The sequence below is a fragment of the Streptomyces erythrochromogenes genome (assembly GCF_040684695.1).
In the GTDB taxonomy this organism is placed as follows: domain Bacteria; phylum Actinomycetota; class Actinomycetes; order Streptomycetales; family Streptomycetaceae; genus Streptomyces; species Streptomyces erythrochromogenes_C.
Map to the genome: position 1 here is coordinate 271,989 of NZ_JBFBGM010000005.1, position 19,348 is coordinate 291,336.

Here is a 19,348-nt window from a genome sequence, read left to right on the forward strand (position 1 = left end):
TTCGGACATGACGCTCACGTTGGAGGACCGGGCCCGCGGAGCCCTCGTCGGCGCCGCCGTCGGCGACGCGCTCGGCGGCCCGGTGGAGGGCTGGACCCCGGACCAGATCGTCGAACGGCACGGCGGCCGCGTGCACGGCATCGTCGGCCCGTGGCACGAGAACTGGCGCACCGCCCGCCCCATCGCCCCGTACCACAAGGGCGACGGACACGTCACGGACGACACCCTGATGACGCACGCGCTGGTACGGGTCTACGAGACGGTACGGGACCACCTCGACGCGTACGCCGTCGCCGAGCACCTCGTCCCCGACCTGATGTCCGTTCCGCGCTGGATCCCCGAACTGGAGGCGGAGGCACTGCCGTTGCAGCGGATCTTCCTCGCGGAGAAGTGGATGGTGACCCGCCTGCACTACGCGCACGCGGACCCGCGCGAGGCCGGCACCGGCAACATCGTCAACTGCGGCGCGGCCATGTACATGGCTCCGGTCGGCATCGCCAACGCGGGCGATCCGGCCGGGGCCTACGCCGAGGCCCTCGACATCGCCGGCGCGCACCAGTCCTCGTACGGGCGGGAGGCCGCGGGCGTGTTCGCGGCGGCGGTGGCGGCGGCATGCGTGCCGGGGGCGACGGCCGCCTCCGTGGTGGAGACGGCCCTGTCCCTGGCCAAGGACGGCACGCGGGCGGCGATCGCGGCCGTGGCCGAAGTGGCGGGCGGGTACAGGGACTTCGAGTCGGCGCTCGCTCCGCTGCGGGCGGCGGTGGCCCCCTACGACTCGGTCGGCCCGGACTACCGCGCCCCGTCGCTCGACGCCCGCCGCCCGTCCCGCCTCCATGCGATCGAGGAGCTGCCGATCGCGTTGGGGATGCTGCTCGTCGCGGACGGACGGTACGAGGGGGCCGTGCTCGGGGCGGTCAACTACGGGCGGGACTGCGACTCCATCGCCACCATGGCGGGCGCGATCGCCGGGACCCTGGGCGGCGAGGCCGTGGTGCCGGCGGTCTGGGCGAAGCAGGTGGCCGAGGCCAGCCGCCTGGACCTGCAGGCCCCGGCCGTTGCGCTGGCCGCCGTGGCCCGGGAGATCCACGCCCGCGACCGGGCCCGCCGCCGCGCCCACGAATCGGCCTTCGCCGCGATCACGGCCCCCTGATGCCCCCGCCCCCCTGCGACCCCCTCCACCACGGACCGGCGGCGCCCCCCGCGCCCCCCGCCGTCCGGCACCGGGCCACGGTCCCGGACGCCCCCACCGCACCCCCACCGCCGGCCGGCCCCGGCCTTGCCGCCGCCCCGCCCGACCGCCCCGGCCCGGCCCGGGGCCCGGACAACGCCCACCCGGAGCGCGACGCCGGACCGGCTTCCGCCTTCAGCACCCGCGCGGCCGCCCGTGACTGCGCGGCCACGGGGCCGACGGTCGACCCGGACCCCACCGGTCGGCCCTCGCCCCGGAGCCCGGAGACCGACGGCCCGCAGCGCGACGCCGGATCCGCGTCGCCGGATCCGGCGCCCCACGCCCCCGAGCGCCCCGATGGACCCGCGTCCGCGCCCCGCGCCGCCGCGAGGGCGGCGGGTACCGCGCCGCCGCCCTCCGCGGACCGCGTGCGGCTGACCTGGGCGCAGCCCGAGGACCTCCTCGGGCACGAGTTGCGCCAGGCGGCCGAGGACGGGCGCGACCCCGGCCCCGCGCAGCGGGCCTGGGCGGCCGCGGGCGGCCACCCGGCGCCCGGGCGCGCCGGAGCCTCGCCCACCCCCGCGCCCCCGCACCTGCGCGCACTGGCGGCCCGCCTGCTGGACGAACTCGCCCGCCTGCCCTCCCCTTTGACCGCGGACGAGCCCACCGCCTGGGCGGCCATCGTCGCCGCCTGCCCGACGGCCGACTCCCGGGCCCCCGCCCGTACGGGCCCGGGGCCGTCCGGCCCGGTTCCCGGGGCCGGGCCGGACGGGGCGGCGCGGGCTGCCGGCCCGGGGGCCGGACACGCGGCCTCCGGCCGGGACGCGCACGCCCGGCCGGGCGACGGGGGCCCGCCGCCCGGCGACGCACTGCGCGGACGGCTCGAAGCCGCCTGGGTCGGGCGGGCCGTCGGGTGCCTGCTCGGGAAGCCCGTAGAGAAGCTGCCGCTGGAGGGGATCCGGGCCCTGGCCCGCGCCACCGGGAACTGGCCGCTCGGCGACTGGTTCACCGCCCGCGGCGTGCCCCCGGAGCTCCTCGCGGCCCACCCGTGGAACCGCCGCTCCGCCCCCACCTCCCTCGCCGAGAACATCGACGGCATGCCCGAGGACGACGACCTCAACTACCCCCTCCTCGGCCTCCTCCTGCTCCAACGCCACGGCCGGTCCTTCACCACCGCCGACGTCGCCCGCCTGTGGCTCGACGAGCTGCCCGCCGGACGCACCTTCACCGCCGAGCGCGTCGCGTACCGCAACCTCCTCCTCGGTCTGGAGCCCCCCGCGACCGCCACCCACCACAACCCCTTCCGCGAGTGGATCGGCGCCCTCATCCGCGCCGACGTGCACGGCTGGACCAACCCCGGCGACCCGGCCGCCGCGGCGGCCCAGGCGTACCGGGACGCCGCCCTGACCCACACCGGCAACGGCGTCTACGCCGCCCTCTTCGTCGCCGCCGCCACCGCCGAGGCCGCCACCGGCCGCGCCGACGTCCACACCGCCCTGCGCGCCGGGCTGGCCGCCGTACCGCCCCGCTCCCGCCTCGCCGAGGCGATCCGCTTCGGGGTCCGTACGGCCGCCGACGAGGCCGACTTCGACCTCGTCGTCGACCGGCTGCACGCCCGCTACGGGCACTACCACTGGGTCCACGCCGTCCCCAACACCGCCCTGATCGCCGCCGCCCTCACCCACGCCGACGGAGACTTCACCCGCTCCGTCTGCCGTGCGGTGTCCGGCGGCTGGGACACCGACTCCAACGGAGCCACCGCCGGCGCCCTCGCCGGGCTGCTCACCGGCTCCCCGGACCGGATCCCGCACCGCTGGACCGCCCCCCTCAAGAACCGTCTCGCCACCAGCGTCCCCGGCTTCGACGGCATCGGCTTCGACACCCTCGCCCACCTCACCGCACAGGAGGCAGCACGCTCATGACGGCCATCGCCGTGCTCGGCAGCACCAACATGGACCTCGTCGCCTACGTCGCCAAGGCCCCCCTCCCCGGGGAGACGGTCACCGGCCGCGCGTTCCGGACCGTCCCCGGCGGCAAGGGCGCCAACCAGGCCGTCGCCGCCGCCCGCTCCGGCGGGAAGGTGGTGATGATCGGCGCGGTCGGGGCCGACGAGTTCGGCGTACGGCTGCGCTCCGCGCTCACCGCCGCCGGTGTCGAGACGGCGGCCCTGCGCACCGTCGAGGGCACGAGCGGCACCGCCCACATCACCGTGGACGACGAGGGCGGCAACCGCATCGTGGTCGTCCCGGGGGCGAACGGCAGCGTCACCGCCCTGGAGGCGGGGGACGAGGCCCGGATCGCCGCCGCCGGCGCCCTCCTCCTCCAGCTGGAGCTGCCCCTGTCCGCCGTGCTCGCCGGGGCCCGCGCCGCCCGCGCGCACGGCGTCCGTACGGTGCTCACCCCGGCCCCCGTCCAGCCGCTGCCCGCCGAGCTCCTCGCCGCCACCGACCTCCTGGTGCCCAACGAGCACGAGGCGGCGGCCCTGACCGGGCTGACCGACCCCCGGCAGGCCGCCGAGGCACTGCTCGCCACCGTGCCCGAGGTGGTCATCACCCTCGGCGCGGCCGGCGTCCTGCACGCGGTGCGGGGCCGGGACCCGCTGAGCGTGCCCGCGCCCCGGGTCCGGGCCGTGGACACCACCGCGGCCGGGGACACCTTCGTCGGCGCCCTGGCCGTGGCACTGGGCGAGGGCCGGCCGATGCCGGAGGCGCTGCGGTGGGCCTCGGCCGCGGCCGCGCTGTCGGTGCAGCGGCACGGGGCCCAGGACTCGATGCCGACCCGCTCCGAGACCGACGCCTTCGCGCTGGCCGCCTGGGAAGCGGAACCCCGCCCGGCGGGCCGCGGCTCCGGCGAGGCCGGGACCGGGACCGGAGCCGCCTCGTGAGCCCCGAGGAGACGCACCGGCGGGCGCCCGGCCCCGCCGAAGCCGCGGCCACCCCGCTCCCCCACCGCACCGGCCCCGTCCCCCCGAAGCGCGGCCGAGGCTCCGACCCCGCGCCCGCCGCCCGGCCGGGGCGGAGCCCCGCCAAGGGGCCCCTGCGCGGGCTGCGGGTGCTCGATCTCGCGACGCTCTTCGCCGGGCCCCTCACCGCCACCCTGCTCGGGGACTTCGGTGCCGACGTCGTCAAGGTCGAGCACCCGGCCGTCCCCGACCCCTCCCGCGGCCACGGCCCCGCCAAGGACGGCATCGGCCTGTGGTGGAAGCTGCTCGGCCGGAACAAGCGGACCATCACCCTCGACCTGTCCACCCCCGGCGGCCGGGACACCCTGCTGCGGCTCGCCGCCACCGCCGACGTGGTCGTCGAGAACTTCCGCCCCGGCACCCTGGAGAAGTGGGGCCTGGGCTGGCCCGAGCTGTCGGCGGCCAACCCGCGCCTGATCCTGGCCCGCGTGACGGCCTTCGGCCAGCAGGGCCCGTACGCCCACCGCCCCGGCTTCGGCACGCTCGCCGAGGCCATGAGCGGTTTCGCCGCGGTCACCGGGGAGCCGGACGGCCCGCCGACCCTCCCGCCCTTCGGGCTCGCCGACTCGATCGCCGCGCTGACCTGCGCGTACGCCGTGATGACGGCGCTCGCCGGACGGGACCGCACCGGGCACGGGCAGGTCGTGGACCTCGCCATCATCGAGCCGATCCTCACCGTGCTCGGCCCGCAGCCGCTCTGGTACGACCAACTGGGCCACGTCCAGCCGCGCACGGGGAACCGCTCCGCCAACAACGCCCCGCGCAACACCTACCGCAGCGCCGACGGCCGCTGGCTGGCGGTCTCCGCCTCCGCCCTGTCCATCGCCGAGCGGGTGATGCGGCTGGTCGGCCGGCCGGAGCTGATCGCCGAGCCCTGGTTCGCCACCGGCGCCGGGCGGGCCCGGCACGCCGACGTCCTCGACGACGCGGTCGGCGGCTGGATCGCCGAGCGCAAGGCGGAGGAGGTCGTGTGCGCCTTCGAGGAGGCCGAGGCGGCCGTCGCGCTCGTCTACGACGTCCGCGACGTGATGGCCGATCCGCAGTTCGCGGCCCTCGACACGGTGACCGAGGTCGAGGATCCGGAACTGGGCCCCCTGCGGATGCAGAACGTCCTCTTCCGGCTGTCCGAGACCCCCGGCGGTATCCGCTGGGCGGGCCGTCCGCACGGCGCGGACACCACCGAGGTACTGGCCGAGCTCGGACTGTCCGGGGCCGAAATCGCCGCGCTGCGCACCGAGGGGGCCCTGTGATCCTGACCTGGCTGTACGCGCCGGGCGACCGCCCGGCGGTGGTCGGCAAGGCGCTGGGCCGCGGGGCGGACGCCGTCATCGTCGACCTGGAGGACGCGGTGGCGGTCTCGCGCAAGGAGTACGCCCGCGCCGCCACCGTCGAGCTGCTCTCCGAACGGCCGCCGGTCCCCGTTCACGTCCGCGTCAACGCCCTCGATTCCCCGTGGGGCGGCGCGGACCTCGCCGCGCTCGCCGGGCTGCGCGGGCTCTCGGGGCTGCGGCTGCCCAAGATCTGTGCGCCGGAGCAGATCGCCGCGGCCGCCGATCGTACGGGCGGGGTGGGCCTGTACGCCCTGCTGGAGTCTGCGGTGGGCGTGGAGCGCGCGTACGAGATCGCCCGCGCGCACCCCGCCCTGCGCGGGCTCTCCCTCGGTGAGGCGGACCTGCGGGCGGACCTGGCGGTCAGCGCCGAGGAGGGCCTGGACTGGTGCCGTTCCCGGGTGGTGGTCGCGGCGCGCGCGGCCGGGCTGGCGCCCCCGTCGCAGTCGGTGTTCCCCGACATCCGGGACCTGGAGGCGCTGGCGGTCTCCTGCGCCCGCGGCAGGGCCCTCGGCTTCCTCGGCCGGGCGGCGATCCACCCGCGCCAGCTCCCGGTGATCGAGCGGGCCTACCTCCCGGCGCCCGAGGAGGTCAGCGCCGCCGTGGAGGTGCTCAGTGCGGCGCGGGCCGCGCCGGGGGCGCTGGCGCTGCCGGACGGCCGGTTCGTGGATCCGGCCGTCGTGGCGTCGGCGCACCGCACGCTGGCGCTGGCCGCGCGGGTGGCGGTCCACTGAAGCCCCGCCGCCCGGACGTGCGAGAGGGGTGCCGCGTCGTACGCGGCACCCCTCCTTGCGACCGTTTCCCGGTCAGGACTTGTCGGCGTCCGTGGCCTCGGCGTCCGTGGCCGGCTTGCGCAGGTCCGCCTTGACGGCGCCCTGGGCGAGGGCCGGAGCGGAGCCCTTGGGCGCGGCCTCGGCCGCCTCCACCGCCGGCTTGTCCTCGGTCTTCGCCACAGCGGCCTCGCCGTTGTCCTTGGCCTCGACCGCGGCCTTGCCCGTGTCCTTGGCGTCGACGGCAGCCTTGCCGTCCTTGCCGCCCTCATCGCCGGGGCGGTCCGGCTCGACGATCTCCTCGCGGCCCGGCCGCAGCTTCGCCGAGAGGACGAAGTAGACCACCGCGAGCACGAAGACGACGATCGAGGTCCAGACGTTCAGCCGGACGCCCAGGATGTGGTGCGCCTCGTCGACGCGCATGTACTCGATCCAGCCGCGGCCGACGCAGTACGCGGCGACGTACAGGGCGAAGGCCCGGCCGTGGCCGAGCTTGAAGCGGCGGTCGGCCCAGATCACCAGGAGGGCGACGCCGACGCACCACAGCGACTCGTACAGGAAGGTCGGGTGGTAGGTCCCGGCGTCCCGGTTGGGGCCGGCGCTGATCTCCACCGCCCAGGGCAGGTCGGTGGCCCGGCCGTAGAGCTCCTGGTTGAACCAGTTGCCCCAGCGGCCGCAGGCCTGGGCCAGCGCGATGCCGGGGGCCAGGGCGTCGGCCCAGGCCGGCAGCGGGATGCCGCGCAGCCGGCAGCCGATCCAGGCGCCGACCGCGCCCAGCGCGATCGCGCCCCAGATGCCGAGGCCGCCCTCCCAGATCTTGAAGGCGTCGACCCAGTTGCGGCCCTCGCCGAAGTAGAGCTGGTAGTCGGTGATCACGTGGTACAGGCGACCGCCGACCAGCCCGAACGGCACCGCCCACACGGCGATGTCCGCGACCGTGCCCGGCTTTCCGCCGCGCGCGATCCAGCGCTTGTTGCCGAGCCAGACGGCGACGAAGACGCCGATGATGATGCAGAACGCGTAGCCGCGGAGCGGGATCGGTCCGAGATGGATCACGCCGGTCGACGGACTGGGGATGTAAGCAATGTCCATGGCAGACCTGACGCTACCCTGCCGGACGGTGCGTACCGCAACCCGCCCGGCAGGGTCGAAACCAAATCCAGACATGGATCGGCGGAAGTCAGCCCCCCGAGGACCCGTTCCCGGAGCCGCTCCCGGAGCCGTTCCCCGTCCCGTTCCCGGTGCCGTTCCCGGACCCGCTCCCCGAAACGGTCGCGGAATTCCTCGACGCCGTCCTCGACGCCGACGGTGAGGCCTTCGCCCCGCCCTTCCCGGTGTCCGTCCCGCTGTCCGTCCCGGTGTCCTTGCCCGACTCCTTGCCGGTCTCCGTCCCGGAACCCTTCGCGCCGGCCCCGCCGGAGCCCTTGGCGCCCGCTTCCACCTTCTCCTTCAGCTTCTGCGGGGTCAGCGGGTTGGCCTGGTCGGAGAAGATGTCCTTGCCGTCGAGCAGCACGGTCGGCGTGCCGCGGAAGTTCCCGGCGGCGAACGCCTCGTGCGACTTGGCCACCCAGCTGTTGTGGGTTCCCTCCTCGACGCACGCCGTGAACTCGGGGGTGACCAGCCCGTCCACCTTGCCCGCCAGCTCCAGCAGCTTGGCGTTCTTGCCGTAGGCATCGTCGACCTCCTGCGGCTGGTTCTGGAAGAGGACGTCGTGGTACTCGGTGAACTTGCCGGCGTCCTGGGCACAGGCCGCCGCGTTCGCCCCCTTCAGGGAGCCGCTGCCGCCCATGTTCCCGTCGATGAGCGTGACCAGGTGGTAGTCCACCTTGAGCAGGCCCTTGGCCTCCAGCTCGTGGATGGTGTCCCGGTAGTTGTCCTCGAAGGACTTGCAGGCCGGGCAGCGGAAGTCCTCCCACACGGTGAGGGTGGCCTTCGCCTCGGGCTTGCCCGTCTGGATGGCGAGAGCGTCCTTGCCGGTGGCGCCGCTCGGGGCGACGACCGGGCCGCCCTTGGCGCTGGTGTCCTTGCCGGCATTGGCCGCGATCACGCCCACGACCGTCGCCAGGCCGAGGACGCCGACCACCGCCGCCGCCACGATCAGGGTCCGCCGGCGCTTGTCCCGGGTCTTCTGCCGCTCGCGCTCCGCTTGGAGTCGCTCCCGGGCCGATCGTTTCGTCGCATCGCGGTTGGCACCGTCGTTCTTGTCGCTCACGCTCCGCCAAACGAAGCAGGGAGGCACTCGCGTGCCTCCCTGCTCGCCATTCCACCCGATCGGACTACAGAACCCGATCAGGTGTCCGTTTTGTCTCAGCTCCTGCGTACGCCTGCCGCAAGCTCGCCCGCCAGCGCCCGTACGGCGTCCAGCCCGGCCGGCAGGTCCGGCGCGTCCAGCAGCAGCTTCACGAAGGCCGAGCCGACGATCACCCCGTCGGCGAAGCCGGCCACCTCCTTGGCCTGGGCGGCGTTGGAGACGCCGAGGCCGACGCAGACCGGGAGCTCGGTGGTGGCCCGCGTACGCCGCACCAGGTCCTGCGCCTGGTTGCCGACCGATTCGCGGGTGCCCGTGACGCCCATCAGCGAGGCGGCGTAGACGAAGCCGGAGCCGGCCGCCGTGATGGTGGCCAGGCGCTCGTCCTTGCTGCTCGGCGCCACGACGAAGACGGTCGCGAGACCGTGCTTCTCGGCGTGCTCGCGCCACAGCGCGGACTCCTGGACCGGCAGGTCGGGCAGGATGCAGCCGGCGCCGCCCGCCGCGGCCAGCTCGGCCGTGAACCGCTCGACGCCGTAGCGGTCGATCGGGTTCCAGTAGGTCATCACCAGGATCGGCGCGCCGGTCGCCTCGTGGGCCTCGCGCACGGTGCGGAGCACGTCGGCGATCTTGACCCCGCCGCGCAGGGCGATGTCGTCGGCGGTCTGGATGATGGCGCCGTCGAGGACCGGGTCGCTGTGCGGGAGGCCGATCTCGACGACGTCCGCGCCGCCCGCGATGACGGCCTTGACCGCGTCGATGGCGCCGTCGACGGTCGGGAAGCCCGCCGGCAGGTAGGCGACGAGCGCGGCGCGGTCCTCGGACTTCGCCTTGGCGAGCGTGTCGCTCAGCAGCTGGATGTTGCCGTTGCTCACTTCGACTCCCCCTCGGCGCTCGCGCCGTCGTACAGCCCGAAGTAGCGGGCCGCCGTGTCCATGTCCTTGTCGCCGCGGCCGGACAGGTTGACGACGAGCAGGCCGTCCTTGCCCAGCTCCTTGCCCAGCTCCAGGGCGCCGGCGAGGGCGTGCGCCGACTCGATCGCCGGGATGATGCCCTCGGTGCGGGAGAGCAGGCGCAGGGCCTGCATCGCGGCGTCGTCGGTGACCGCGCGGTACTCGCCGCGGCCGGCGTCCTTGAGGTAGGAGTGCTCCGGGCCGATGCCGGGGTAGTCCAGGCCGGCCGAGATGGAGTACGGCTCGGTGATCTGGCCCTCCTCGTCCTGCAGGACGTAGGAGCGGGAGCCGTGCAGGATGCCGGGCTCGCCCGCGGTCAGGGTGGCCGCGTGCTCGCCGGTCTCGACGCCGTGCCCGGCGGGCTCGAAGCCGACCAGGCGGACGCCGGCGTCCGGGATGAAGGCGTGGAAGAGGCCGATGGCGTTGGAGCCGCCGCCGACGCAGGCCGCGACGGCGTCGGGCAGCCGGCCGGCGCGCTCCAGGATCTGGCGGCGGGCCTCGACGCCGATGACGCGGTGGAAGTCGCGGACCATCGCCGGGAAGGGGTGCGGGCCGGCGACCGTGCCGAAGAGGTAGTGGGTGCGGTCCACGTTGGCGACCCAGTCGCGGAACGCCTCGTTGATGGCGTCCTTCAGGGTCCGCGAGCCGGACTTCACCGCGATGACCTCGGCGCCGAGCATGCGCATGCGGGCGACGTTCAGCGCCTGGCGCTGGGTGTCGATCTCGCCCATGTAGATGACGCATTCGAGGCCGAAGAGGGCGCAGGCGGTGGCGGTGGCCACGCCGTGCTGGCCGGCGCCGGTCTCGGCGATCACGCGGGTCTTGCCCATGCGCTTGGTGAGCAGCGCCTGGCCCAGCACGTTGTTGATCTTGTGCGAGCCGGTGTGGTTGAGGTCCTCGCGCTTGAGGAAGATCCGCGCGCCGCCGGCGTGCTCGGCGAAGCGGGGCACCTCGGTGAGGGCGCTCGGGCGGCCGGTGTAGTTGACCATGAGGTCGTTGAGCTCGGCCGCGAAGGACGGGTCGCCCTTGGCCTTCTCGTACTCGACGGCGACCTCGTCCACGGCGGCGACGAGCGCCTCCGGGATGAACTTGCCGCCGAAGTCGCCGAAGTAGCCCTCGGCGTTGGGAACGTGACCCTCCGGGTCCGGGATGAAGAACTCGCTGGACATGATCCAGTGCTCCTACGGGTGCGAGATGCGGCGGGTGGTTTCACCGTATTGCGCCGCCCGCCCGTGCCGCGGACACCCCGCTGGGGGATGTCGTGGTCACGGTGCGGAGCGGCCCGCTCCCGGAGCCGGTCGGCCCGGGCAGCAGGCCGTACGGGACCGCGCGGCGACGCGGTACGCCTTCGCGTACCGGGCCGCGGCAGCCCTCGTTACGGCGCGTCTCCGCGGCGCCATCGCATGCCGTTGACCTGGCCGGGCTCGGAGCCGATCACGTACCGGACCCGCCGCCCGTGGACGCGCCGTGCCGGGGCGCGGCAGCCGCGGGGGCGGCAGCCGCGCGCCAGGGGCGCGTACGCCGTCGGCACGCCGCCCGGGCCGCGGCGGGATGCCGGCGGCGCGGGCTGCGTGCGGACGCAAGGGCGGTCGGGGGTCACGGGACGGGTCAGCTCCGTCCGTGGCGCAGGGCCGGGTGGGCGCCGGCGGCGACGAGGTCGGCCACGGCCGCCTTCGGGTCGCGGCCGGTGACCAGGGACTCGCCGACGAGGACGGCGTCGGCGCCCTCGTTCGCGTAGGCGATCAGGTCGTGCGGTCCGCGGATGCCGGACTCGGCGACCTTGACGATGTGGGGCGGGATCTCGCCGACGACGCGCTCGAAGGTGGAGCGGTCGACCTTGAGGTCCTTGAGGTTGCGGGCGTTGACACCGATGATCTTGGCGCCGGCGGCCACCGCGCGCTCCACCTCCTCCTCGTCGTGGACCTCGACGAGCGGGGTGAGGCCGATGGACTCGGCCCGCTCGATGAGGGAGACGAGGGCCTCCTGCTCCAGGGCCGCGACGATCAGCAGCGCGAGGTCGGCGCCGTAGGCGCGGGCCTCCCAGAGCTGGTACGCCGTGACGATGAAGTCCTTGCGCAGGATCGGGATGTCCACGCGGGCGCGGACGGCCTCCAGGTCGGCCAGCGAGCCGCCGAACCGGCGCTGCTCGGTGAGGACGGAGATGACCGCCGCACCGCCCGCCTCGTAGTCCGCGGCGAGCCCGGCCGGATCCGCGATCGCGGCCAGCGCGCCCTTGGAGGGGCTGGAGCGCTTGACCTCGCAGATCACCTTGACGCCGTCGCCGCGCAGGGCCGCGACGCCGTCCTTGGCCTGGGGCGCCTTGGCGGCACGCTCCTTGAGCTCGTCGAGGCTCACGCGGGCCTGCCGTTCGGCAAGGTCTTCGCGGACCCCTTCGATGATCTCGTCGAGCACACTCACGCGAGCGGCCCCCTTCCGGGTCGATGACGGTCGGCCGCCCTGCAGACACGTACCACTGCAAGGTCGGCAATCAAATGGTATCCGGCGGAGGCGTCGCCCTCCGCACTCGGTTGACGGCGTCCCAGTAACTGGACATTCGGAATACGCCCTTCATCCCGGCTGTACGCGGGCCTCAGGGTGCCAGGGCCGTCCCGAAAGAGAGATTTCGGACAACGGCGAAAACCAGTACCACCGCGCCCACCGCCCACGCATGGGCGGGACGCAGGACGATCCTCGGAGCCGGCCCGCCGCGGTAGGCGCGAACCAGCCACAGGGCCATGAAACCCGCGAAGACGAAGTAGCCGACGACCGCGAGGGCATTCGACCCGAAAGCAGCGGCCAGGTCCCCGTGGGCGAACGCGTGCGCGCTGCGCAGCCCGCCGCAGCCGGGGCACAGGACGCCCGTCAGCCGCAGCAGCGGGCAGACCGGGTAGTGGCCCGGCTCGTTGGGGTCCACGGCGCCCACGTAGGCGAACGCCGCGCCGGCCGCGGCCAGGTAGAGCGCCGGGGCGGCGAGCCGCCTGGCGCGGGACGCCCGCTGGGGCACCGCGGGCACGGCCGGCACCGCGGGCACGGCCGCACCCGCGGGCACGGCGGGCCCGGCCTGCGGACCGGGTCCGGGGTCGGGGGTGCTGGAGGCGTCCACCTGCTGATTCTCTCCGCTCACGACAAAAGGCGCAGCCCGGCGGGGCCGCGCCTTTCGGCTCTCTTCCAGGACCGGCGCAGGTGGCGCGCTCAGGCCTTGGCGGGGACCTTGTTCGCGGCGATGACCTCGGCCAGGTCCTTGTGGGTGGCCTTCGGCGCGCCCATGCCCGCGGCCTTCATCGCCAGGCCGACGACACCGCCGAGCGCGACGACGACCATGCCGGCCCAGAAGCCGAGGGGGTTGGCGAGCACCATGAAGGCGCCGGAGATGCAGAAACCGATGAAGGCGATGATGACACCGGTCCAGGCGGCCGGGGTGTGTCCGTGGCTAGTGCCCGCCATGAGTTTGCTCCTCGTTGCTCTGTCGCGCTGCTTCGTCGAACGTGCGGTCTGTGTCGGACGCTCGGTGACATTGTCCCGCACCGGGCGGCCTCACCGTCCAGCGGGGGTCGGCTCGGGCGCCGGGTCGCGGGCCCGGCCGGGGCCGGGTCAGCGGGTCCGGTCGCCGCTCGGACCCGTGGTCGGGTCCTCGCCGCGGTCCAGAGCCTTCCACAGATCTTCCGGCCGGTCCGGATCCACCGCCGCGACGGCCCTCGGACGGGGCCTGCCGTCACGCTCGTAGCGGCCGCCCATCGCGGGCCAGCCGCGGCCGAAGCGCAGCGCCAGCAGCCCGGCGGCCAGGATCAGGACCGCTCCGGCGGCCGTGACGTACGGCCACGTCGTCTGGGTCAGGCCGGCCACGTGCGCCGCGCTGTCCGCGGTCGTACGGGCGGCCTGCGCGTCCAGGACGCTGCGGCCGTCGGAGCCGAAGAGGGCCGACAGCGCCGCGCCGAGCCCGCTGAGCGCCAGCAGGCCGGACACCAGCAGCCGGCCCTTGCCGCGTACGGCGAAGACGGCGACCAGCGCGGCCAGGCCGACGATGGCCAGGGCCGCCGGGAGCCCGGTCACGGCCCGCCCGTCGGCGCTCAGCTGGAGCGAGTCGCTGCCGATGGCGGCCGTGCCCCGGGCCCAGACGCGGCCGGAGGCGAGCAGGACGACGGTGGCGCCGAGCGCGCCGAGCAGCAGCGCCGCGGCCACGCTGCGGCGGCTGCTGCGGCTGCTGCGGCTGTCGGGGGCCTCGGGCTCGGCGGAGGCATCGGAACGGGGCGGGGGTACGGCACTCACGTACCCCACTATCCCCTACGCCCTCAGGAGCCGCTCAGGCGGTTCGCCGCTGCCACGGCCCGCAGCACGGCGGCGGCCTTGTTGCGGCACTCGTTGTCCTCCAGCTCGGGCACCGAGTCGGCGACGACACCGGCTCCGGCCTGCACGTACGCCGTACCGTCGCGCAGCAGCGCCGTACGGATGGCGATGGCGGTGTCGGAGTCGCCGGCGAAGTCCAGGTAGCCCACGCAGCCGCCGTAGAGGCCGCGGCGGGAGGGCTCCAGCTCCTCGATGATCTGCATGGCGCGCGGCTTGGGCGCCCCGGAGAGGGTGCCGGCCGGGAAACAGGCCGTGAGCACGTCGAAGGCGGTCTTCCCCTCGGCCACGCGCCCCGTCACGGTGGAGACGATGTGCATGACGTGGGAGTAGCGCTCGATCGACATGAAGTCGACGACCTCGACCGATCCGGGCTCGCAGACCCGCCCGAGGTCGTTGCGGCCCAGGTCGACGAGCATCAGGTGCTCGGCGCGCTCCTTGGGGTCGGCCAGCAGCTCCTCGGCGAGGTCGTTGTCCTCCTGCGGGGTCGCGCCCCGGTGGCGGGTGCCGGCGATGGGGTGGACCATGGCCCGCCCGTCCTCGACCTTGACCAGCGCCTCCGGGCTCGACCCGACCACGTCGAAGCCGTTCTCGAAGCGGAAGAGGTACATGTACGGGGACGGGTTGGTGGCGCGCAGCACCCGGTAGACGTCCAGCGCGGAGGCCGTGCAGGGGGTCTCGAACCGCTGCGAGGGCACCACCTGGAAGGCCTCGCCGGCCCGGATGCGCTCCTTGATGTCCTCGACGGCCGCCTGGTACTCCTCGCCGCCCCACAGGGCGGAGTACTCGGGCAGCGCGGAGGCGGGCAGCGGGGCCGGGACGTAGGGCGCGGGCCGCGCCAGGTCCGCCTCCATGGCGTCGAGGCGGGCCACGGCGTCCGCGTACGCCTCGTCGACCCCGGAGTCGAGGTCGTTGTGGTTGATGGCGTTGGCGATGAGCTGGACGGTGCCGTCCCAGTGGTCCAGCACCGCGAGGTCGGAGGTGAGCAGCATCGTCAGCTCGGGCAGTTCCAGGTCGTCGCTGCCGTGCTCGCCGATGCGCTCCAGGCGGCGGACGATGTCGTAGCCGAGGTAGCCGACCATGCCGCCGGTGAAGGGGGGCATCTCCCCCGCAAGGTCGCGGGGGGTGTGCAGGGCCCCGACGGTCGCGCGCAGGGCGTCGAGGGGGTCGCCGTCGGTGGGTACGCCGACGGGCGGGGTGCCGATCCAGTGCGCCCGGCCGTCGCGGACGGTCAGGGTGGCGTCGCTGCGGACCCCGACGAAGGAGTACCGGGACCAGGACCGGCCGTTCTCCGCGGACTCCAGGAGGAAGGTGCCGGGGCGTTCGGCGGCCAGCTTGCGGTAGAGCCCGACGGGCGTGTCCCCGTCGGCGAGCAGCTTGCGGCTCACGGGGATGACGCGGCGGTCGGCCGCGAGCTTGCGGAACGTCTCAAGATCCATTGCGTGGGGACCCCTACCTAGTCGGCTGCGCGGAGGAGGACGTCTTCGTCGAAGCAGGTGCGGGAGCCGGTGTGGCAGGCGGCTCCGACCTGGTCGACCCGGACGAGCACGGTGTCGGCGTCGCAGTCGAGGGCGACGGACTTGACGTGCTGGAAGTGGCCGGACGTATCCCCCTTCACCCAGTACTCCTGGCGGCTGCGGGACCAGTACGTGCAGCGGCCGGTGGTCAGGGTGCGGTGCAGTGCCTCGTCGTCCATCCACCCGAGCATGAGCACCTCACCGGTGTCGTACTGCTGGGCGATGGCCGGTACCAGGCCGTCGGCGGAGCGCTTGAGGCGCGCGGCGATGGCGGGGTCGAGGTTGCCGGGGCGGGGGGTCGTACTCATGGAGCCATTGTGCCGGGCCCGGATGGGGGTGGTGATCCATGTCCGTCTGATGGGCGGGCGCGGGGCGGGTTCCGGCCGTAGGCTGGCCCGCATGTCTACCCATGCGAAGCGTGAACGACTGCTGCTGGCGGACCTGTTGGAGGCGGCCGGTCCGGAGGCCCCCACGCTGTGCACCGGCTGGCGGTGCCGGGACCTGGCCGCGCACGTGGTGGTGCGGGAGCGGCGGCCGGACGCGGCGGGCGGCCTGCTGCTGAAGGTGCTGAAGGGGCGGCTGGACGCGGCGATGGCCGAGTACACGGCCAAGCCGTACGAGGAGCTGATCCAGCTGATCCGGACCGGGCCGCCGCGGATGTCGCCGTACGCGCTGAAGCAGATCGACGAGGCGGCGAACGCGGTGGAGTTCTACGTCCACGCGGAGGACGTCCGCCGGGCCCAGCCGGACTGGTCCCCGCGGGAGCTGGACCGGGTGTTCTCGGACGCGCTGTGGTCCCGCCTGGAGAAGATGGCCCGGCTGACGGGGCGCCGCTCGCCGGTGGGCCTGGTGCTGAGGCGTCCGAACGGTCAGACGGCCGTGGCGCACAAGGGTGCGCCGGTGGTGACGGTGACGGGGGAGCCGGGGGAACTGACGCTGTTCTGCTTCGGCCGGCAGGCGTCGGCCGCGGTGACGCTGGACGGCGAGAAGGAGGCCGTCGCGAAGCTGACGGTGGCGGAGCTGGGCCTCTAACCCTTGCCCTGGCCGGGCGCTGCCCTTGTCTTCCGGGTGCGGGCCGGTGGCCGCGCCTCAAGCGCCGGCGGGGCTGAGTCTGGCTTCGAGGTGGGGGTGTGGGGACGGTGGGGGGTGTCCCCGCAGGACGAGCGCGCAACCACCGGGTACGGCCGAGAGGAACTGGCACGCGCCGAGCCGAGGAGATACCCCCCGGCGGCCCCGCACCCTCACCCCCACTCCCGACCCCGCCCAGGGACACCAAACCAGCCCCGCCGGCAATTGAGGCGCGGCCACCGGCCCGCAGGCGGGGATCGACGGCAGCGCCCCGAGTCGGCAGACCCCGCCGGGGGCGACGGGCTAGCGGACCGGGTGGCCCGCCTCGCGGAGGGCCGACTTGACCTCGGAGATGCGCAGGTCGCCGAAATGGAAGACCGACGCGGCGAGCACCGCATCGGCACCCGCCTCGATCGCCGGGGCGAAGTCGGCGAGGCGGCCCGCGCCGCCCGAGGCGATCACCGGCACGGTGACGTGCTTGCGGACCGCCGCGATCATCTCGGTGTCGTAGCCGTCCTTCGTGCCGTCGGCGTCCATCGAGTTCAGCAGGATCTCGCCGGCGCCCAGCTCCGCGGCCCGGTGCGCCCACTCGACGGCGTCGATGCCGGTGCCCCGGCGGCCGCCGTGCGTGGTGACCTCGAAGGTGCCGGACTCGGTGCGGCGGGCGTCGACCGACAGGACGAGGACCTGCCGGCCGAACCGCTCCGCGATCTCCTGGATCAGCTCGGGGCGGGCGATGGCGGCCGTGTTCACGCCCACCTTGTCCGCTCCCGCGCGCAGCAGCTTGTCGACGTCGTCGGCCGTGCGGACGCCGCCGCCCACGGTCAGCGGGATGAAGACCTGCTCGGCGGTGCGGCGCACCACGTCGTAGGTGGTCTCGCGGTTCCCGGAGGACGCGGTGATGTCGAGGAAGGTCAGCTCGTCGGCGCCTTCGGCGTCGTACAGCTTGGCCATCTCCACCGGGTCGCCCGCGTCGCGCAGGTTCTGGAAGTTGACGCCCTTGACGACGCGGCCGTTGTCCACGTCCAGGCAGGGGATCACGCGTACGGCGAGGCTCATGCGGGCACCGCCTTGTACGCCTCGACCTCCACCTCGACGACCATCGACGGGTCGACGAAGCCGGAGACGATGAGCATCGTCGCGGCCGGGCGGACCGCGTCGAAGAGTTCCTTGTGGGCGCGGCCCGCGTCGTCCACGTCGCGGGCGTGCGTCAGGTACATGCGGGTGCGGACGACGTCCTCGGGGCCGAGGCCGGCCTGGGCGAGGGCCTTGAAGGCGACGCCGAAGGCGGCGACGGTCTGCTCGTAGGGGCCGCCCGCGTCGGCCGCGGTGCAGCCGGAGACCAGCACGAGGCCGTTCGGCAGCTGCACGGCCCGGGAGTACGCGATGACGTCCTCGTAGGGGCCGCCGGAGGAGATGCGGCGTACGGCGCCGGTGTCGGGGGAGCTGCTCATGCGGAGACCACCTTCAGGGCTTCTTCCAGGGTGAAGGCCTTGGCGTACAGGGCCTTGCCGACGATCGCGCCCTCGACGCCCAGGGGGACCAGGTCGGACAGGGCCCGCAGGTCGTCGAGGGAGGAGATGCCGCCGGAGGCGACGACGGGGCGGTCGGTGGCGGCGCAGACGTTCTTCAGCAGCTCCAGGTTGGGGCCGGTGAGCGTGCCGTCCTTGCCGATGTCGGTGACGACGTAGCGGGCGCAGCCCTCGGAGTCGAGGCGGGCGAGGGTCTCGTAGAGGTCGCCGCCCTCGCTGGTCCAGCCGCGGCCCTTGAGGGTGGTGCCGGTGACGTCGAGGCCGATGGCGATCCTGTCGCCGTGCTCGGCGATGGCCTTGGCGGCCCACTCGGGGGTCTCCAGGGCGGCGGTGCCGAGGTTGACGCGGGTGCAGCCGGTGGCGAGGGCCGCGGCGAGCGAGGCGTCGTCGCGGATGCCGCCGGACAGCTCGACCTTGATGTCCATGGCGCGGGTGATCTCGGCGACCAGGGCGCGGTTGTCGCCGGTGCCGAAGGCGGCGTCCAGGTCGACCAGGTGGAGCCACTCGGCGCCGGCGGACTGCCAGGCGAGGGCCGCCTGCAGCGGGGAGCCGTAGGAGGTCTCGCTGCCGGAGACGCCGTGGACGAGGCGGACGGCCTGGCCGTCGCGGACGTCGACCGCGGGGAGGAGCTCGAGCGTGTTCGGCATCAGAGGGTCTCGATCCAGTTGGTGAGGAGCTGGGCGCCGGCGTCGCCGGACTTCTCGGGGTGGAACTGGGTGGCCCACAGGGCCCCGTTCTCCACCGCCGCGACGAAGCGTTCGCCGTGGGTGGCCCAGGTGACCTTGGGGGCGCGGATCAGCGGGTTGGTGACTTCCAGGCTCCAGTCGCGCGCCGCGTAGGAGTGCACGAAGTAGAACCGGGCGTCGGCGTCCAGGCCGGCGAAGGCCTGGCTGTCGGCCGGGGCCTCGACGGTGTTCCAGCCCATGTGGGGGACGATCGGGGCCTTGAGCGGGCCGACGGTGCCGGGCCACTCGTCGAGGCCTTCGGTCTCCACGCCGTGCTCGATGCCGCGCTCGAAGAGGATCTGCATGCCGACGCAGATGCCCATGACCGGGCGGCCGCCGGAGAGGCGGCGGCCGATGATCCAGTCGCCGCGGACGTCCTTGAGGCCCTGCATGCAGGCCGAGAAGGCGCCGACGCCGGGGACGAGGAGTCCGTCGGCGTCCATGGCCTTGTCGTAGTCGCGGGTGATCTCGACGTCGGCGCCGACGCGGGCGAGGGCGCGCTCGGCGGAGCGGACGTTGCCGAAGCCGTAGTCGAAGACGACGACCTTCTTGGTGGGGCGTGCTGTGCTCATTCCCAGATTCCTTGGATTCGCAGGACTCCGGCTGCCAGACACATGGCGGAGGCGAGGGCGAGCAGGATGATGACCGACTTGGGCATCTGCTGCTTCTGGAAGGAGTAGACGCCCCCGGCCAGGAAGAGGCCGAGGACGATCAGGATGGTGTTCAGCCCGTTCAC

Annotated in this window: 21 protein-coding genes and 1 pseudogene; 6 read left to right on the plus strand and 16 right to left on the minus strand. The window is 74.3% G+C overall.

All coding sequences use genetic code 11. The annotated features are described in order from the left end of the window. Window positions 1-7: 7 nt before the first annotated feature. The 5 genes from AB0O53_RS11680 (at window position 8) to AB0O53_RS11700 (ending at window position 6,192) form a co-directional block, all read left to right on the plus strand. Complete coding sequence (locus AB0O53_RS11680; protein ID WP_350996248.1) at window positions 8-1,150, plus strand: ADP-ribosylglycohydrolase family protein; 1,143 nt, start codon at window positions 8-10, stop codon at window positions 1,148-1,150. Window positions 1,151-1,596: 446 nt separating this feature from the next. After that, window positions 1,597-3,090 carry an ADP-ribosylglycohydrolase family protein gene (locus AB0O53_RS11685; RefSeq protein WP_365194849.1) on the plus strand — a complete coding sequence of 498 codons (1,494 nt, stop codon included), beginning with the start codon at window positions 1,597-1,599 and terminating at the stop codon, window positions 3,088-3,090. Next, entirely contained in the window at window positions 3,087-4,052 is a 966-nt protein-coding gene (gene rbsK, locus AB0O53_RS11690; RefSeq protein ID WP_350996251.1) for a ribokinase, read from the plus strand. The genes AB0O53_RS11685 and rbsK overlap by 4 nt, the downstream gene beginning before the upstream one ends. Before the next feature lie 152 nt (window positions 4,053-4,204). After that, window positions 4,205-5,380, plus strand: coding sequence for a CaiB/BaiF CoA transferase family protein (locus AB0O53_RS11695; protein WP_365194852.1), 1,176 nt, complete (start codon window positions 4,205-4,207; stop codon window positions 5,378-5,380). After that, entirely contained in the window at window positions 5,377-6,192 is an 816-nt protein-coding gene (locus AB0O53_RS11700; protein ID WP_350996254.1) for an HpcH/HpaI aldolase/citrate lyase family protein, read from the plus strand. The genes AB0O53_RS11695 and AB0O53_RS11700 overlap by 4 nt, the downstream gene beginning before the upstream one ends. A 72-nt stretch (window positions 6,193-6,264) precedes the next feature. Here AB0O53_RS11700 and lgt read toward each other — a convergent pair whose 3' ends face one another. The 11 genes and pseudogenes from lgt to hisI form a co-directional block, all read right to left on the minus strand. Continuing rightward, the gene (gene lgt / locus AB0O53_RS11705; RefSeq protein ID WP_365194786.1) at window positions 6,265-7,320 is read right to left on the minus strand and encodes a prolipoprotein diacylglyceryl transferase; all 1,056 of its coding nucleotides are present in this window, start codon (window positions 7,318-7,320) and stop codon (window positions 6,265-6,267) included. Window positions 7,321-7,648: 328 nt separating this feature from the next. Then, a pseudogene (locus AB0O53_RS11710) lies at window positions 7,649-8,440 on the minus strand (DsbA family protein); the annotation flags it as partial. A gap of 95 nt (window positions 8,441-8,535) precedes the next feature. Next, window positions 8,536-9,351, minus strand: a complete 816-nt coding sequence (trpA, locus tag AB0O53_RS11715) for a tryptophan synthase subunit alpha (RefSeq protein WP_350996263.1) — start codon at window positions 9,349-9,351, stop codon at window positions 8,536-8,538. Next, the gene (gene trpB, locus AB0O53_RS11720; RefSeq protein WP_350996266.1) at window positions 9,348-10,598 is read right to left on the minus strand and encodes a tryptophan synthase subunit beta; all 1,251 of its coding nucleotides are present in this window, start codon (window positions 10,596-10,598) and stop codon (window positions 9,348-9,350) included. The genes trpA and trpB overlap by 4 nt, the downstream gene beginning before the upstream one ends. Window positions 10,599-10,804: 206 nt before the next feature. Further along, on the minus strand, window positions 10,805-10,960 hold the full coding sequence (trpM, locus tag AB0O53_RS38340) for a tryptophan biosynthesis modulator TrpM (RefSeq protein ID WP_381620827.1): 156 nt from the start codon (window positions 10,958-10,960) through the stop codon (window positions 10,805-10,807). A 77-nt stretch (window positions 10,961-11,037) separates the two neighbouring features. Then, entirely contained in the window at window positions 11,038-11,847 is an 810-nt protein-coding gene (gene trpC, locus AB0O53_RS11725) for an indole-3-glycerol phosphate synthase TrpC (protein WP_030032547.1), read from the minus strand. A 172-nt stretch (window positions 11,848-12,019) separates the two neighbouring features. Continuing rightward, entirely contained in the window at window positions 12,020-12,532 is a 513-nt protein-coding gene (locus tag AB0O53_RS11730; protein WP_365194792.1) for a DUF2752 domain-containing protein, read from the minus strand. A gap of 89 nt (window positions 12,533-12,621) precedes the next feature. After that, entirely contained in the window at window positions 12,622-12,873 is a 252-nt protein-coding gene (locus AB0O53_RS11735) for an HGxxPAAW family protein (RefSeq protein WP_350996272.1), read from the minus strand. 147 nt (window positions 12,874-13,020) lie between these two features. Further along, entirely contained in the window at window positions 13,021-13,704 is a 684-nt protein-coding gene (locus AB0O53_RS11740) for a TIGR02234 family membrane protein (protein ID WP_350996275.1), read from the minus strand. Window positions 13,705-13,718: 14 nt separating this feature from the next. Further along, complete coding sequence (locus AB0O53_RS11745; RefSeq protein WP_350996277.1) at window positions 13,719-15,209, minus strand: anthranilate synthase component I; 1,491 nt, start codon at window positions 15,207-15,209, stop codon at window positions 13,719-13,721. A 17-nt stretch (window positions 15,210-15,226) separates the two neighbouring features. Further along, a complete protein-coding gene (hisI, locus tag AB0O53_RS11750; RefSeq protein WP_350996279.1) occupies window positions 15,227-15,595 on the minus strand; it encodes a phosphoribosyl-AMP cyclohydrolase in 369 nt (122 codons plus the stop codon). A gap of 91 nt (window positions 15,596-15,686) precedes the next feature. Here hisI and AB0O53_RS11755 point away from each other — a divergent pair, with 91 nt between their 5' ends. Further along, entirely contained in the window at window positions 15,687-16,319 is a 633-nt protein-coding gene (locus tag AB0O53_RS11755; protein ID WP_350996282.1) for a TIGR03085 family metal-binding protein, read from the plus strand. Between the two features lie 339 nt (window positions 16,320-16,658). Here the strand turns inward: AB0O53_RS11755 and hisF are convergent, their stop codons facing one another. Genes hisF through AB0O53_RS11780 form a run of 5 tightly spaced genes read right to left on the minus strand, consistent with a single transcriptional unit; the run spans window position 16,659 to window position 19,348 of the window. Further along, the gene (gene hisF / locus AB0O53_RS11760; protein ID WP_350996285.1) at window positions 16,659-17,414 is read right to left on the minus strand and encodes an imidazole glycerol phosphate synthase subunit HisF; all 756 of its coding nucleotides are present in this window, start codon (window positions 17,412-17,414) and stop codon (window positions 16,659-16,661) included. Next, window positions 17,411-17,809 (minus strand): RidA family protein, encoded by a 399-nt coding sequence (locus AB0O53_RS11765; protein WP_350996288.1) that lies wholly within the window; start codon window positions 17,807-17,809, stop codon window positions 17,411-17,413. The genes hisF and AB0O53_RS11765 overlap by 4 nt, the downstream gene beginning before the upstream one ends. Then, window positions 17,806-18,534 carry a bifunctional 1-(5-phosphoribosyl)-5-((5-phosphoribosylamino)methylideneamino)imidazole-4-carboxamide isomerase/phosphoribosylanthranilate isomerase PriA gene (priA, locus tag AB0O53_RS11770; RefSeq protein ID WP_350996292.1) on the minus strand — a complete coding sequence of 243 codons (729 nt, stop codon included), beginning with the start codon at window positions 18,532-18,534 and terminating at the stop codon, window positions 17,806-17,808. The genes AB0O53_RS11765 and priA overlap by 4 nt, the downstream gene beginning before the upstream one ends. Continuing rightward, window positions 18,534-19,184: an imidazole glycerol phosphate synthase subunit HisH gene (hisH, locus tag AB0O53_RS11775; RefSeq protein ID WP_060178927.1), complete on the minus strand. Its 651-nt coding sequence runs from the start codon at window positions 19,182-19,184 to the stop codon at window positions 18,534-18,536. Before hisH ends, priA begins: the two co-directional genes overlap by 1 nt. After that, entirely contained in the window at window positions 19,181-19,348 is a 168-nt protein-coding gene (locus AB0O53_RS11780; RefSeq protein ID WP_030855494.1) for a CG2302 family histidine operon protein, read from the minus strand. Before AB0O53_RS11780 ends, hisH begins: the two co-directional genes overlap by 4 nt.